Annotated in this window: 16 protein-coding genes; 9 read left to right on the top strand and 7 right to left on the bottom strand. The window is 53.8% G+C overall.

Annotation, left to right across the window (positions count from 1 at the left end; all coding sequences use genetic code 11):
* Positions 1–208 precede the first annotated feature (208 nt).
* The 7 genes from B4N58_RS11870 to pedF all read right to left on the bottom strand — a co-directional run bounded on the left by B4N58_RS11870 (position 209) and on the right by pedF (position 6,149).
* Entirely contained in the window at positions 209–511 is a 303-nt protein-coding gene (locus B4N58_RS11870; protein ID WP_291749609.1) for a hypothetical protein, read from the bottom strand.
* A 6-nt stretch (positions 512–517) separates the two neighbouring features.
* On the bottom strand, positions 518–769 hold the full coding sequence (locus tag B4N58_RS11875) for a MoaD/ThiS family protein (RefSeq protein WP_008251422.1): 252 nt from the start codon (positions 767–769) through the stop codon (positions 518–520).
* Entirely contained in the window at positions 736–2,109 is a 1,374-nt protein-coding gene (locus B4N58_RS11880) for an NAD(P)/FAD-dependent oxidoreductase (RefSeq protein ID WP_291749614.1), read from the bottom strand. The genes B4N58_RS11875 and B4N58_RS11880 overlap by 34 nt, the downstream gene beginning before the upstream one ends.
* Positions 2,106–3,953, bottom strand: a complete 1,848-nt coding sequence (locus B4N58_RS11885) for an aldehyde ferredoxin oxidoreductase family protein (protein WP_291749617.1) — start codon at positions 3,951–3,953, stop codon at positions 2,106–2,108. Before B4N58_RS11885 ends, B4N58_RS11880 begins: the two co-directional genes overlap by 4 nt.
* 30 nt (positions 3,954–3,983) lie before the next feature.
* Entirely contained in the window at positions 3,984–4,457 is a 474-nt protein-coding gene (locus B4N58_RS11890; RefSeq protein ID WP_008251418.1) for a 4Fe-4S dicluster domain-containing protein, read from the bottom strand.
* A 245-nt stretch (positions 4,458–4,702) separates the two neighbouring features.
* On the bottom strand, positions 4,703–5,575 hold the full coding sequence (locus tag B4N58_RS11895) for a substrate-binding periplasmic protein (protein ID WP_008251416.1): 873 nt from the start codon (positions 5,573–5,575) through the stop codon (positions 4,703–4,705).
* Positions 5,576–5,693: 118 nt separating this feature from the next.
* Positions 5,694–6,149 (bottom strand): cytochrome c-550 PedF, encoded by a 456-nt coding sequence (gene pedF / locus B4N58_RS11900; protein ID WP_291749621.1) that lies wholly within the window; start codon positions 6,147–6,149, stop codon positions 5,694–5,696.
* A 321-nt stretch (positions 6,150–6,470) separates the two neighbouring features.
* Between pedF and B4N58_RS11905 the strand changes: the two genes are divergently transcribed.
* From B4N58_RS11905 to B4N58_RS11950, 9 genes are all read left to right on the top strand, one after another.
* Positions 6,471–8,894, top strand: a complete 2,424-nt coding sequence (locus B4N58_RS11905) for a sigma-54-dependent Fis family transcriptional regulator (RefSeq protein WP_348680741.1) — start codon at positions 6,471–6,473, stop codon at positions 8,892–8,894.
* Between the two features lie 347 nt (positions 8,895–9,241).
* Positions 9,242–10,528 (top strand): hypothetical protein, encoded by a 1,287-nt coding sequence (locus B4N58_RS11915; RefSeq protein WP_291749624.1) that lies wholly within the window; start codon positions 9,242–9,244, stop codon positions 10,526–10,528.
* 272 nt (positions 10,529–10,800) lie between these two features.
* Positions 10,801–10,875 carry a pyrroloquinoline quinone precursor peptide PqqA gene (pqqA, locus tag B4N58_RS11920; protein WP_083797182.1) on the top strand — a complete coding sequence of 25 codons (75 nt, stop codon included), beginning with the start codon at positions 10,801–10,803 and terminating at the stop codon, positions 10,873–10,875.
* 73 nt (positions 10,876–10,948) lie between these two features.
* Positions 10,949–11,881, top strand: a complete 933-nt coding sequence (pqqB, locus tag B4N58_RS11925) for a pyrroloquinoline quinone biosynthesis protein PqqB (RefSeq protein WP_291749626.1) — start codon at positions 10,949–10,951, stop codon at positions 11,879–11,881.
* Positions 11,878–12,585 carry a pyrroloquinoline-quinone synthase PqqC gene (gene pqqC / locus B4N58_RS11930; protein ID WP_291749629.1) on the top strand — a complete coding sequence of 236 codons (708 nt, stop codon included), beginning with the start codon at positions 11,878–11,880 and terminating at the stop codon, positions 12,583–12,585. The genes pqqB and pqqC overlap by 4 nt, the downstream gene beginning before the upstream one ends.
* Complete coding sequence (pqqD, locus tag B4N58_RS11935; protein WP_291749632.1) at positions 12,582–12,863, top strand: pyrroloquinoline quinone biosynthesis peptide chaperone PqqD; 282 nt, start codon at positions 12,582–12,584, stop codon at positions 12,861–12,863. The genes pqqC and pqqD overlap by 4 nt, the downstream gene beginning before the upstream one ends.
* Positions 12,860–14,056: a pyrroloquinoline quinone biosynthesis protein PqqE gene (pqqE, locus tag B4N58_RS11940; RefSeq protein WP_291749634.1), complete on the top strand. Its 1,197-nt coding sequence runs from the start codon at positions 12,860–12,862 to the stop codon at positions 14,054–14,056. Before pqqD ends, pqqE begins: the two co-directional genes overlap by 4 nt.
* Positions 14,053–14,832: an ABC transporter ATP-binding protein gene (locus B4N58_RS11945; RefSeq protein ID WP_291749637.1), complete on the top strand. Its 780-nt coding sequence runs from the start codon at positions 14,053–14,055 to the stop codon at positions 14,830–14,832. Before pqqE ends, B4N58_RS11945 begins: the two co-directional genes overlap by 4 nt.
* Entirely contained in the window at positions 14,826–15,641 is an 816-nt protein-coding gene (locus B4N58_RS11950) for an ABC transporter permease (RefSeq protein WP_291749639.1), read from the top strand. The genes B4N58_RS11945 and B4N58_RS11950 overlap by 7 nt, the downstream gene beginning before the upstream one ends.
* Positions 15,642–15,705 lie beyond the last annotated feature (64 nt).

Genomic DNA, 15,705 nt, shown 5'->3' on the forward strand with positions numbered 1-15,705 from the left:
CAGACCCGGCTGGCCGGCTTTGCGAGGCTTCCCGGCGGCTTCGCAGCGCGGGGCGACCTGAAAGGTCGATGCGAAGACGCTTTGGCGTTTCGCATGCCCCAAGCCAGAAGCATCAAGCCGGAATCAGAAGCCTTGCTTAGGCCAGTCGGGTCTGCACCCAAGCCTCACCAAGTACCAAGTACCAAGCACCAAGCACCAGCCTCTCCCGTCAGCCTCCACCCCGCAGTGTATGCATCTGAAATTGTTTCGAAAAATGCGCCCTCGCATCCGAAGGCACACCTTCAGAAAAGGCCAGTGTCACTTCCATGCGTTTTAAACGCACCAAAGCAATCACGCGATCTGGCATTTCCTTCCAGGCAATTCGCGCTGTACCACCTTGCACTTCAAAATCCGCATGGTCAGCCTGTTCCGAAATCATCGGAAACAAAGCAGCAATCATGTGCACCCACCGGAGCAACTCGCGCTCGGTGCACGACATGTCCAGTGCTTTGTCGGTGTTGAAAATCGCCATGCGAAACTAACCGCCCGCGATGGGTGGCCAAATGGCCAACACATCATCGGGGGTCAATATTTTGGAGGCACGGTCGGCTGGGTCCACGTACACGCCATTGACCAACACCAGGTGGGTCAACTTTTCGGGCAGGTGAAACTGATCGATCACTTGCTGCACAGTGCTGCCGTCATTCACCTGCAAGCGAACCGCGTTGTCCGCACGGTTCGCCGGCAAATAGTCGGTCAGTGTTGCAAAGAGCTTGAAGGTAATTTCCATGTGCTTTGTGACTGAGCGCAAGCCAGATAGGCTTCCATTAATCGGGTCGGATCTTCGAGCAAATGGTCTTTCCATTCACCCAAATGGATTTTGCCCTGAATCAGACCTCGCATGACGCCAACATGGTTCGTTAGCCCCAAACTGGTTGCACCAATCAGCACATCGCCAAGAAACTCCAAACGCATATAGGAAAACTCATCCTTGTTTTGCAACTCAACGCTTTGCCCGCCTTCAGCACCCCACCACTGCCCAAACGAGGCTGCAATCAAACCCAGTGTGTCCAGCACATTCATCGCCAAACTACCCTGTGTTTGTGTGCCCTGCCCCATCATGTTTTGGGCGGCAATTCGGGCGTCATCGGCCGCGGCGGGTTGAATCATGTTCACGGTTTTCTCGCCAGTCGAGAAATCGCGAACCTGGGCCACATCGCCAGCAGCGTAAACGTCTTTGATGTTGGTCTGCATGTGATCATCCACCAGCAATCCCTGATCCACCTGCAAGCCACTGCCTTCCAGAAAATCAAGGTTGGGTTTTACGCCTGTGGCGGAAATGACCAAGTCTACTTCCAGCACTTCGCCGTTCGAAAGTTTTGCACGCAAGGGTGCACCATCTTTCGCGGCCACTGCGGTACCAAAACCAATGGCTGAACCGATCTTGCTGATCAGGCTTTGCTGCTCGGCCTGGCTTCCCAGTTCAATGGCCTCAACTTTCGTTGAACAGTGCACGTTCACGCCTTTTTTTATGCACCAGTCGCGAATCATGGAACCCGCACCTTCGGTCATCATGCGCGGCACCATGCGGTTGCCCATTTCGACCACAGTCAGCTTGACGCCACGCAAGGCCAGCGCTTCCATAATGATGCAACCAATGAAGCCCGCACCCATTTGCAACACGCGTGAACCTGGCTTGGCCAACTCAATAATTTGCCGTGCGTTTTCCAGTGTCCAGCACGGGTGTACGCCCGGCAAATTCACCCCGGGAATGGGTGGCGAAATTGGGCGTGCGCCAGTGGCAATCAACAGCTTGTCGTATTCAAGTACATCGCCGTTGTCCAACATCACTTTTTTAGCGGCAGTGTCCAGTCTGGTGGCGCGTGCGCGAATTTCCTGAATATTCTGCTTCTTGAAATGATCGGGGTCTTTGCGAAGGTAAGTACCCTGCTCGCCCACCTTGCCAATCAGCAGGTAAGGAATCGCCATGCGGGAGTATGGGGGTTCCGGTTCGGCACCCACCATCACGATTGAATCGCGTGGTCGCTGCTTGCGAATTTGCTCGGCAGCGACCACCCCCGCAGGCCCGTTACCCAGGATAACGTGCCGTGTTGGAGTGTTTCCAGTCATAGCCCCAAACGCTCCAGTGTTGCCGAGGTTGGGCGCCCTTCGGTGTCCCAGCCACGCAACTCAAAGTACTCAGGCAGCATTTTGTCGATGCCATTGACCAAACCTTTGGCGGGACCCACCTTCGCGGCGTCTTTCTTCAAACGTGCGGGCAGATCATCGTCGGCTTTGGTGAAACCGGCTTCCAGGTTGAACTGACGCTCCATGTTCCAGATGCGTTCACCCATGGTTTCCAGATTGGCCATGTCGAATTCATCGCCACAGGCTGCAGCCACCTGGGGCTGCACATCGGCCAGTGTCCAGGCAAAGCTGGTGAACACGCAAATGCCTGCGGAGTCGAACACAGCCGTTGCATCCTGGAATGCTTTCACCAAGGCGGGCTTTCCATCGGTCACCAGTGGATCGGTTTTCACCGGAATGCCCAGCACTTCAGAAGCAACCGTGTAACCACGCAAGTGGCAGGCACCACGGTTGGACGTCGCATAGGCCAGACCCATGCCCTGAATACCGCGAGAATCGTAAGCCGGGAATTCCTGGCCCTTCACGCTCATCGACAATTCAGGGTGGCCGTACTTGGCAGTCAAGCGCTTGGAGCCCTGACCAATTTCAATGCCAAAACCCTCGCCGTTGCAAGTGTCTTCGCTTAGCTTGACCAAGGCGGGTGCTGAACCAAACGGCGCTTTGCAACCCAATTGTTCTTCAGTCAACACGCCCATTTCATACAGTTCCATCACTGCGGAAATGGTGGCACCCAATGAAATCGGGTCAATGCCGTGTTCGTTGCACAGGAAGTTCACATAGGTCAGCGCTTCCAGATCGTTTACGCCGTTCGATGAACCCAAGGCCCAAGCGGCTTCGTATTCCAGACCACCGGAAGCACCGTGGTATTGGGGCTTGTTTTCCACGGTAAAGTGGGTTTCATCAATTTTTGAAATGCGACCGCAGGCAATCGTGCAGCCAAAGCAGGCCTGGTTGGTCACTAGGTTGGCCTTGCCATCGGTTTTGCGGGGTTCGTGCATTTTTTCGCCAGAGATGTCCTTTGCGCCATCAAAAATCACGTCACGGTGATTGTTGGTGGGCATGGCACCCATCTCGTTGATCACGTTCATCAAGACCTGCGTGCCATAGGTGGGCAAGCCTGTGCCAGTTACGGCGTTCTCAGCGAGAATTTTTTTCTTCTCGTAAGTCACCTTCATGAATTCCTTGGGGTTGGAAATGTTGCCAACGCCCTTGGTGCCACGCACCGCAATGGCTTTCACATTCTTGGAACCCATGACAGCGCCCACGCCTGAACGGCCGGCAGCACGGTGCAAATCGTTCACGATGGCGGCGTACAACACCTGGTTTTCACCGGCCTTGCCGATGGAACACACACGCATCAGCGGGTCCTGGTGCTTGGTCTTGATGGCAGGTTCTGTGTCCCACACGCTTTTGCCCCACAGGTCAGAGGCGTCCATCAACTTTGCACTTTCATTTTCAATCAACAGGTACACAGGCTTGGGCGATTTGCCTTCCATGATCACCATGTCCCAACCAGCACTCTTCAACTCATTGCCAAAGTAACCACCTGAATTTGAGCAGGCAATTGCGCCGGTCAGCGGGCCCTTGGTGATCACTGAGTAACGGCCACCTGTAGAAGCCATGGTGCCTGTCAGCGGGCCAGTTGCATAAATAATCTTGTTGTCGGGCGAAAGCGGATCCACTTTCGCACTCACTTCTTCCACAAAGTACTTGGTGGCCAAACCACGCTGGCCAAGGTAGCTTTTCGCCCAATCCATTCTCAAGTCTTCGCTGGTGCAGGTGCCTGCTGTCAGGTTCACGCGCAGTACTTTACCGGTCCATGCCATTTGTATTACTCCCTTCTCTGTTCTTCTGAATTACGCGTGAGCCTGGTTGCTCAGTTTCTCGGCCCACTGCTTCATCTTGTCCAAGCCTGTCCAGTTGGAATCCACGAAAGTGATTGCGCCGGTTGGGCAAGCTGTTGCACAAGCGGGGTCGCCACCACACAGGTCGCACTTTTGCACCTTGCCGGTTTCCTGAACGTAATTCACTGTGCCGAACGGGCAAGCAATCGTGCACACCTTGCAACCCACGCAGGTGTCTTCCGACACCACTTTCACCCCATTGGTTTTGTCCATGGTGATCGCTTCAACCGGGCAGGCGTGTAAACACCACGCCTCATCGCACTGAGTACAGGTGTAGGGCACTTTTTTGCCCGTGTGGTGGAAGTCGAACACCTTGATTCGAGACAATGAGGTGTTGAACACCTGATAGTTTTCATAGCTACACGCCATTTCACACTGAAGGCAGCCCGTGCATTTGTCAGGCGTGATATGAAGAGATTTTTGCATCCCGTTGTTCCTCGCTTCTTTGGTTATTTGTTTTGGGCACTACATACATGCGGTCTTATGCAATAAGCCTGCCAACTTGAAAAGAAATTTTCGATGGGTCCCGGCAACACTTTTCCGAGTTTTGACGCTTGGGGTTTTCCCGATGCAACACAACTGTTCCAAAGTGAAACAGTTGTTCCAACAAAAAGCCCCGCATGTTGTTGCGAGGCTTCCCATGGAAATGATCTGAAATGAGTTCAGCCGGATCAGGGCCTCATGTACTTCACGCCGTAGCTGGCAAAAATCTTCTCGATTTCGCCACTTGCCTTCAGTTCATTCATGGCCACAGTCAGTTTTTCCGCCAACTCTTTGTTGCTTTTCTTGGTAGCCATACCCACCGCCCAACCCTTGGGCGGCAGCGAATTGTGCGGAACCTTGGATACGTAATAATCAGCTTTTTTGTCCGGGTGCTGGTGCAAAGCCCATTCAAGCTCGGCCCGAGTAGCCATGACCGCCACCAACTCACCGTTCACCATCGCGTCGACCGCTTCTTTGGGAGTCTTGAAATTCACCAGATTGTCGGCATACGCTGCGCCATCGGCGCCCGCCAACATGATGCTGGGCAAAGCAGCCGCTTCGGCACCAATTTTATTGCCCGCCTCCGAGAACGGCTTCAGGCTGTCCAGCGTGGGCAACTTCTTCACATTACGCGCCACGAAAATATCGTCACGGGTGTAAGGAGAAAAGAACAACGCCTGGTCCTCTTTCTGCATGATGTACGCATCCACTGGCGCATGCATCAAAATATCCGCAGGCGCTCCAGCCAGGTAGTGGCCACGCGTCACCATGTTTCGAATGTCGTCAGAAAACTCCTCGTCTTCCGTAAACGCGCGCACCCGCAAACCCAAGCCCAATTTCGCTGCAAGGGCTTTGGCAATGTCCACATCAATGCCTTTGCCCTCGTGCGAGTAAGGCGCCAGATAATTGTAAACAGCCACGGTCAAAACGCCCGAGGCTTGCACCTTGGCCCAGTCCGACAGTTCTTGCGCCAAGGCACTGGCCTGAAAAGAAAAGGCCAGAAGGGTTGCGCCAATTGCTTTGATGATTGGAAATCGACACGCTTGAACAAACGCAGTCATATATTGTCTCCTGCTTGGGATATGTGCCTTGGATGCACTTTTATTGTTTGAAGAAGCTGGAACCGGCAAGCGCAATTACTTTACTTGCCGGGCTCCACATTGAATAACAACCCGGCCATTACTCGGCTGGACGAGTCTCAACATAAGCCTTGATGGCCCAAATGGCCTCCTGACTCAAAATACCGGCAAATGCAGGCATGTAGACCCGATCACCGCGCACCTTTCCGCCCAACACCGAATTGCGGAAATACACATCCATTTCAGCCTTGCACTCTTGCTTGGCTTTCTTGTTGGCGAACGATTCACACTCCGAATTCATCTTGCGCAAGTCGGGAGAAATACCGCCGCTGATGACTTCAAGGCCGTGACAACGCGCGCAGTTTTGGTTGTAGGCCGAGCTGCCCACGCGAATGGCTTCCTTGTCGCCAGTATATGGATTGCTTTCCAGCATCTCGTCGCCCAAAGGCTTCAGTGTGGACACATCAACGGCCTGCGGGGTCACGTCACCGTGAGCCAAAGCAACTGACGCCGCAAGGGAAAAAATGGTTGCCACCAGGGCTTTACGAACTAACATCACAACTCCTGTATTTCTAAGAATGATTCAACACCTTCGATACGTTGCAATCCCCATGCCAACCTATCCCCTTGAATTTGTGAATTAGTTTTACCAATTGTGACAAATCGCCAACTCAGTGGTCTTACCGAGTTTTCTGTGCTAATTTCAATCAAAGAGTGTTTCAATTTGAAACACACTGAATTGAGTTGGCACAGTGTTTGCATCTGGCAACGTAGCAGCCGGAACGCGATCAATGTTGAAACTGTTCAGCGCAACAACAAAAGCTGCACCCAAAACGATACCTATAAAACGCAGCACCACAAGAAGCAGGAGACATGAATGACATTCTTATCCGAGCGGGATGGCGGCAGCCTTGCGTCCAACGCACAAGTGATTGAACTGATCGACCCAGGCACGGAAGGACACCTCGAATTCATTCGTCGTGCCCATCAACGCTCCACCGCCGCAGGCCTGGACACCACATCGAAAGTAGACATCGCCCCCCCACCCACGAGCGCCCTGAAAGATCTGATCGAGAAAAACAACCGGCTAAAGTCGTGCGCCCTGCCCTTCATGGAAACCCTGTATGAACAGGTGGTGAACACGCACAGCATGGTGCTGCTGACCGATGCGAGCGGAACAATCATTGAATCGCTGGGTGATGACGATTTTCTGGTGAAGGCTCAAAAGGTTGCGCTGGCACCCGGCGTGACCTGGAGCGAAGAACACAAAGGCACCAATGCGATTGGCACGGCCCTGATTGAAGAGTTGCCCACCGTAGTACATGGGCAGGACCACTTTCTGGACGTGAACCGATTCCTGACCTGTTCAGCCGCCCCGATTTTTGATCCAAACGGCGTGGCCATTGGCGTGCTCGATGTAACGGGCGACTACCGCAGCTATCACCGCCACACCATGGGTTTGGTGCGCATGTCTGCGCAGATGATTGAAAACCATTTGTTCAACAGTTCGTTTCAAGACGCCATCATTGTGCAGTTTCACCAGCGCGGCGAGTTTTTGGGTTCGGTGGTTGAAGGCGCAGCAGCGTTCTCGCCATCCGGCAAATTCCTTGCGGCCAACCGGGCTGCAATGGTTCAGTTTGGCATGTCCGCCAATGCATTGAAAAGCCACACATTCAGTTCACTGTTTGGCATGCCCCTGTCGGCGCTGGTTGACCATTATCGCACTTGCAACCCGATTCCCTTGATACTCTGTTTGCACAATGGAAACCAGGTAACAGCCAAAGCCAGTCTGGGTAGTGTGGGACGTGGGCGAATTTTTGACTCGGTTGGCCTGGTAAAAAACAACGCCGATGCTGCTGTGGTTCAACACAGCACATCGCCCGCGCAAAAGACCAACACCACTTGCCAGAAAAATCACCACCTTTCCAGCCTGAAGTACCTGAACACGGGCGACCCGCAGGTTGCGAAAATCATCGACAAAGTCGGCAAGGTCATCGACAAAGACATCCCCATTCTGATTCTGGGCGAGACCGGCACCGGCAAGGAAATTCTTGCACAAGCCATACACAACGATTCACCGCGACACAACAAACCTTTTGTGGCAGTCAATTGCGCATCCATTCCAGAAACGCTGATTGAATCTGAATTGTTCGGTTATGAAGATGGCGCATTCACTGGCGCCAAGAAGAAGGGATCGCAAGGCCGCATTCTGCAAGCCAATGGCGGCACCCTGTTCCTCGACGAGATTGGTGACATGCCCATTTCACTGCAAGCAAGGTTGCTGCGCGTGTTGCAGGAACGCGTGGTTACACCATTGGGCAGCCAGAAAAGCATTCCGGTCAACTTGCAGGTTATTTGCGCCACGCACCGCAACCTGCGCGATCAAATCTCAGCGGGGCAATTCCGCGAGGACTTGTACTACAGACTTCATGGCCTGGTGGTGCGCATTCCTGCATTGCGCGAGCGTACCGACCTGCAAAAAATCATTCAGCGCATACTGGAAAATGAATCTCAGAACCCGCGCATTCGTGTGTCGCCCGAGGTGATGAAGGCTTTCACCACCCACGCTTGGCCCGGCAATATCCGGCAACTGACGAACATCTTGCGGACAGCCAGCGTGATGACCGATGACGCAGAAACCATTGAATGGGACCACCTGCCCGATGACTTTCTGGACGAATGGCATGCGTTGCGGCTTGACCAGAAACAGAGTCAGGCGATGCCTGTCGAAACGCTGCCAACCCGGCGTGCGCCCGAGCGTGAAGAACCACGTCAACTCGCATCCGAAGTGGCAACACCCAGCCGCCCACAATTCAATGTGAGAAGCAACTTTTCCATTCAAGCCAAGGGTGCCGGATTCGGTACACGCCCAAACCCGGCCCCTATTGGTGCGAGCAGCATGGTGAAGAACAAAACCAGTTTGTTTGATGTGCAGGTGCATCGAGGCGGCGGCAGCACCAAAGCAGGCGGACTGGACCAGACCTTCAGTAAATTCCGGGAAGGCCGGTTCGACACCTGGCCGCAATCTGCCAAACCGGCGGCCCGCGACGATGTGCAGGTCAATCGTTTCAAAGACGACGGTTTTGACACCCGGGCTTACGATGCGCGTGCACAAGGTTATCTGGGTGCACGACAGGCGGCCTCGATTCGAGCGTCTGTTGAAAACCCGATCAATCTGGATGACCTTGAATCTCGGGCCATCCAGGAAGCACTGGAGACCTGCCGGGGCAATGTCAGTGCGGCAGCCAGAATGTTGGGCATCTCCAGAAACACCATTTACAGGCGATTGAACGCAAAATAAGTCAAACTCAGGTTCCACCGATTGAAGTTCAAAAAATCACCCGCAATGCCGGGTGATTTTTTTTGGCACAAAAGTTTTGAACACCTGTCACAAAACTGTCATTCACCTGTTTCAGGCAACAACAAAGCTGCTCCAAACCGGCTCGCCTGACGCGCACTGTACTTGGCGCAACTGCATGTCGTCAAAACGCCTACATTTTAATTTATCTGTTTAAAAACAATAACTTGCGCACTGGCATGCCTTTTGCCCTAGTCCCCTTCAAGCCAGCATGACTCTGCGGTTCGCTGGCGAGCTTTAGAAGACAAACAAGCAACACCTTTAAAAACTAGAACTGGAGGGTTGATCTTATGATCAGCAAAAAATTAGTAGCAGCTTCCATCTTGGCGGCAATGGGGACTTCGGCACACGCGATCGGTTTCAAAGCCGGCGAGTGGGAAATGGACATTTCTGGTTCAATCAACGCTTATTACACATCGAGCTCATGCGATTCTTTTGGATCGGGAGGCGCTGGCTTAGTAACAGCCAACGGCACCGCACTAAACGTGTGCGGAACTACTGGAGCCGCTGGTCAGGACAGTAACAACATCCAGAATGGTCTGCTACCTGGCTTCATCGTGTTTACGGCGAAAACCAAGCAAGCTGGTTACGACATCAGCGGCACGATCTCTATTGATCCAGGTACATCGGTGGACGACGGTACTTTTTCTGGTGGACGAGGTCAGGCGGTGGGTGATAACCGCCGTGTATTCCTGACATTCGGCAATGAATCCATGGGTACATTCAAGTTCGGTCGAGACATCGGCCTGTTCGGTCAGAACGCAATCCTGAATGACATGTCACTGTTGGCAGTGGGCGGCGGCGCTGCCGTCAATGGAGCTATCAACACGACACTCGGCGGGATTGGTCAAGGCTACATTTACACCCAGTTTCAGCCGCAAATGACCTACACAGCACCAGCGATGGGTAACTTGAGCTTGAGCGCGGGTGTTTTTCAACCAATTCAAGGAACCGTGGCAAGCGGGTCAAACGGCTCACGTGACACAGGCTTTCAAGGCTTGGCTACCTACAGTCTCGGTGAAACTGGCAAGATCTGGGGCGCATTGATCAACCAGTCACGTGACACAGTCGCAGCCACTGCTGGAACACCGGCAACTGCCGATTTGACAACAGGAGTTGTTACACCTGGCACAGCCGCCACTGGCTCACAAAGCGATATCGCTGGCTACGAAATCGGTACCGCTTTGAACTTCGGTGCGCTTGGTTTGGTAGGTAACTATTTTTCGGGCGAAGGTCTGGGTACAGCTTTGATCGGTTTGGGTGGCGCAGATGCGCTGGGCCAAGAGCGTGACTCACAGGGCTACATGTTACAAGCCACCTACAAAGTGGGTAACACGAAGTTTGGCGTCAACTACGGTGTATCTTCGCTAGATGCAACATCAAATGATGCCAACTCAGCCAACGGTATTCTGGATGAAAACGAACAGCTTGTTCTGGGTGTGTATCACAGCCTGACACCGAGCCTGACAATCGCTGGTGAATACATCACCAACACGATGAAATTCCAGCGTACAACCGCTACACCAGTCGATGCCGAATCCGACACAATCGCAGTAGGCGCTATCCTGTTCTTTTAATCGTTAACTACCCTCCGTTAACGGTTGTCCTAAGGCGCGAACTCACAAGGTTCGCGCCTTTTTGCATTCTGTTTCAAACTGCAACAGTTTGAACACTCACAGACACTTCAAAACACCTGAAATTCCACATCGTAAAATCAGCTTTAAATTACACGCCAAGGCACAGGAATTGCTATTTAATCCCCTGAGGACGAACAAAACGGCGCGAGCCAAGTTCTTCACCCTAGCCATGAGCCAAGGTGCATTTCAATAAAGCAAAAGGAGGATTTTTCATGCAGTGGACTACACCATCATTCGTTGACATGCGTTTCGGTTTCGAAATCACCATGTACATCGCCAACCGTTAATTTGACGGTTCGCACAGCCCCGGATAGCCTTTTGGGCTAGCGGGGCTTTTTTTACCCCTGAAAAAAAGCAACTATGAAAATCAAAGTTCTGGGTTCCGCAGCAGGCGGAGGGTTTCCACAGTGGAACTGTAACTGCAACAACTGCCAGGCTGTTCGGGTCAAAGCGCCCGGATACACTGCGCGTACTCAGTCGTCGATTGCCATATCCGACGGGTCTGCGAACTGGATTTTGGTGAATGCATCGCCCGACATTCTCACGCAAATCAAAAGCACCCCCGAACTACAACCCAATCGCGGCCCGCGCGACACGGGTATTTCTGCTGTCATTTTGATGGACGCGCAAATTGACCACACCACCGGCTTGTTGATGATGCGCGAGGGCAAAACCCCCATGCGCCTGTTCACCACGCCGGCTGTGTGGGAAGATCTGACCAATGGTCTTCCACTCGTGCCCACCCTGGGGTTTTACTGCGGCGTGAAGTGGACCCCCTTGTGCACCGAGTGCGATGAGCCATTCTCAATCAGCCCGCTGGACAGCATCAAAATCAAGTCAATCCCGCTGATCAGCAAGGCACCCCCTTATTCCCCAAGCCGCTATGCACAGCGCCGTGGCGACAACATTGGCTTGTTGATTGAAGACACGAACACCGGCAAAAAGGTTTTTTACGCACCCGGGCTCGGGGAAATTACGCCTGACATCCTGCCTTTCATGCAGGCGGCCGATGTGTTGATGGTCGACGGCACCTTCTGGACCGAAGATGAAATGGTCACGCAAGGGTTTTCCCAGAAAATGGCAGCCGACATGGGGCACCTGCCGCAAACTGACAAGCCGGGCAAGCGCGGCTCGGGCATGATCAGCCAACTGCGCCAGTTTGAAACCCAACGCAAGATCCTGATTCACATCAACAACACCAACCCGATTTTGTACGAGCATGGCGACGAGCGCGCCATTCTGGCCGACAATGGAATTGAAGTGTCCTTTGACGGCATGGAGATTCTTGCATGAGCAGCAACAAAGCCTGGAGCAAGAAGGAGTTCGAAGAACGCTTGCGCGCCAAAGGCGACAAATACCACATTCACCACCCGTTCAATGTGGCGATGCGCGAGGGCAAACTAAGCCGCGAACAACTGCGTGGCTGGGTGGCCAACCGCTTTTATTATCAGGTGTGCATTCCACAGAAAGATGCAGCCGTGATGGCGAACTGCGACGACCGGGAAACCCGCCGCCGCTGGGTACAACGCATACTCGACCACGATGGCTGGGAAGGCAATGCGGGCGGGATTGAAGCCTGGAGCCGTTTGGGCGAAGCAGTCGGGATTGACAAAGACGTGCTCTGGAGCAAGCAGCTGGTGCTGCCAGGCGTACGCTTTGCGGTGGATGCGTATGTAAACTTTGCACGCCGTGCGCCCTGGCAAGAAGCGGTGTGCTCATCGTTGACTGAAATGTTTGCCCCGGAAATTCACAAACAACGCTTGAGCAATTGGCCCACAGACTACAAGTGGGTTGCACCCGAAGGTTTGAATTATTTCCGTTCGCGAATCAGCCTTGCACAACGTGATGTGGAGCACGGTCTGGAAGTAACCTTGAATTATTTCAAGACCCGTGCACAGCAGGAACGCGCACTGGAAATTCTTCAATTCAAACTGGATGTGCTGTGGAGCATGTCAGACGCGATTGCGCTGGCCTATCCCGACAAGAGAAAAAAATGAATGCTGAAACAAACCCGACATTGCCGGAACATCCCAAGCTGAACCGCCTGTTTCGCCTGCAATACGAAGAGGCCCAGAAAACCCATGTGCTGCTGTACCCTGAAGGCATGGTGAAACTGAACCAGTCTGCCAGTGAAATCCTGTTGCTGTGTGATGGCACCCGCACCGTAGAGGGCATTGTGTCGGCACTGGAAGCGAAGTTCAACGCGAGCGGCCTGGAAGCCGATGTGCGCAGCATGCTGCAAGAGGCCACACGCCGCAACTGGCTGGACGCATGACAGGCATTGCCGAAAACAACACCCGCCCCGCTGGCCCGCTTTGGTTGTTGGCCGAGCTGACCTACCGTTGCCCGCTGCATTGCGTGTTTTGCTATAACCCGGTGGATTACAAAACCAACACGAATGAACTGAGCACTGCAGAATGGAAAGACACCATGAAGCAGGCCCGCGCGCTCGGTGCGGTGCAGTTGGGCTTTTCCGGTGGTGAGCCGCTGCTGCGTGACGATCTGGAAGAACTGGTGGCATACGGCCATGAACTGGGTTATTACACCAACCTGATCACCTCGGGCATCGGCTTGAAACCTTCACGGCTGGATGCACTGAAGGCCGCTGGCCTTGACCACATTCAAGTGAGTTTTCAGGATGCTACACAGGCTGCAAACGACGCCCTGAGCGACACCAAAACTTTTCAGAAAAAACTCGACATTGCCACCGCCGTGAAAGCAGCTGGCTGGCCCATGGTGTTGAACGTGGTGCTGCACAGGCTGAACCTGGATCACATTGATTCAATCATCGAGCTGGCTGTGAAACTGGGCGTGGAATATCTTGAATTGGCCAACACGCAGTATTACGGCTGGGCTTTCAAAAACAAGGCTGCATTGATCCCGACGCATGAACAATTGAAACATGCAGAAGAACGTGTGGCGGCATGGCGCGAAAAACTGGGCAACAGCATGAAGCTGCTGTTCGTGGTGCCCGACTATTTCGAGAAAACGCCCAAGCCCTGCATGAGCGGCTGGGGCAATGTGTTCCTCAGCATCAGCCCCGATGGCACCGCCCTGCCCTGTCAGGCCGCGCGCATGTTGCCTGGTTTTGAATTTCCGAATGTGAAAACCAGCACGGTTGAGCACATTTGGACTGAAAGCGATGGCTTTACGCGCTACCGTGGCGACGCCTGGATGAAGGACCCCTGCCGCACCTGCCCCGACAAGGCCAAAGACTACGGCGGTTGCCGGTGCCAGGCCTACCTGATCACTGGCGATGCAACAAATGCCGACCCGGTGTGCCACAAGTCACCTGATCACGCCAAGGTGGTGGCCTTCGTGGATGCTGCGCAACGGCGCGATAATCCCAACGACTACCTGAAAGTTCAAAAGCAGGAACAACAAATCCTGGCCGATTCTGTAGAAGTGCCCGTGGTATGGTATCGCAGCGATCACAACAGCTTGCATCTGAGCAAAAACGGCACTTGAACTCCAACACCACTACACGGCTTCACGCACGGAATCTCCAGTTTTCCTGGGGCGATCACCTGGCCTTGAACAAGGTCAGTCTTGATCTGGAAGCAGGCGAAATGTTTGGTTTGCTGGGCCCCAACGGTGCAGGCAAAACGACCTTGATCAGCCTCATCGCCGGGTTGATTACGCCGGATGAAGGCGAGCTTTCCGTACTGGGCTACAGCACCCGCAGGGCCGCCGACCTGGCCCGAAAAAATCTTGGTTTTGTGTTTCAATCGGTGTCGCTGGACCGCTTCATGACCGTTGAAGAAAACCTGATGTTTGCCGCCGGCCTTCAAGGCTTGAACAAGGCCCAGGCCAAAGCCAATCTGGCGCACCTGTACACCATTTTCCCGATTCAAGGCTGGCTTTCAAGAACCGTGGGCAGCTTGTCGGGCGGGCAAAAAAGGCTCGTAGACATCGCGCGCGCAATGGTTCATCAGCCCGGTGTACTGATTCTTGATGAACCCACCACCGCGCTCGATGTGCCCTCAAAAAACACGGTGTGGGAAACCCTGAAAACACTTCAGGCCGTGGATGGATTGACGATTTTTGTGGCCACCCATTTGATGGACGAGGCCACCAGTTGCGACCGCGTCGGCTTTCTGAACAAAGGTGAATTGAACTGGCTGGGCACACCCGCGCAAGCGCTGGATGAACTGCCCGACCAAAGCGTGACCACTGTGCGCACGGCCACTTTGGCCGACTGGTTTGTGTGGAAGATGAACGGCGGAATGAATAAATCATGTTGAGACAATTCTATTGGGCCGTGATTCGCCGCGAAAGCCAAAAGCTGTTGAAGCAGCGCGACCGCCTGGCTGCAGCCATGGTGCGCCCGGTGCTGTGGCTGTGGATTATTGGTGGGGGCATGCAGGCACTGGCTGGTGGCGACTACACAGCTCGTTTATTGCCAGGCATTGTGGGGATGACCCTGCTGTTTGGTGGCATGGTGGGGGGCTTAAGCATTGCATTGGACAAAGACGCTGGCACCATGCGCCTGCTGGTGACCGCACCTGTTAAAACACACCACCTGTTGATTGCAAAAACACTTGGGGCGGCCATTGGTGCGCTGGTGCAAATGGGGCTTCTGGTGCTGCTGCTTCTGGCGCTTGAAGGCCTGTACACCTTGCTGTTTCCCATGGGCTTCGATTTGCAGGACGTACTGCCCTGGGTAGGCAGAACCCTGTGGCCGCAACTGCATGTGCTACTGCCGGGCGCTGCGCTGGCTGCACTTAGCTGCGCTGCACTGGGTGTGTTGTGCGGCACCTTTGCCAAGTCGATTGACGGCTTTGCGGTCATGATGAACTTTGTGATTTTTCCGGTGTTCTTCTTCAGCGGTGCGCTTTACCCCATCGACCCGATGCCCGCATTGGCCCGTTGGGTGTCCATGGTCAACCCGTTTTCATACTGTGTGGATTTACTTCGCCACGCGTTCAGCAGCCACGCTGAATTCAGCCTGCTGTTCAGTGCATCGGTATTGGCAACCGCCACAATCGCCATGCTGGCGGTGGCAACGTGGAAGTTTTCTCAAAGCGGTGCGGCCGTGCCCTTGAACCAGTAAAATACAAACCATATATAGTTTTTATAGGGATTTCCTCTATTTTTTATAAGCACGGTCGTTCGTA

This window comes from Limnobacter sp. UBA3528 (genome assembly GCF_002377005.1).
Taxonomy (GTDB): Bacteria; Pseudomonadota; Gammaproteobacteria; order Burkholderiales; family Burkholderiaceae_B; genus Limnobacter.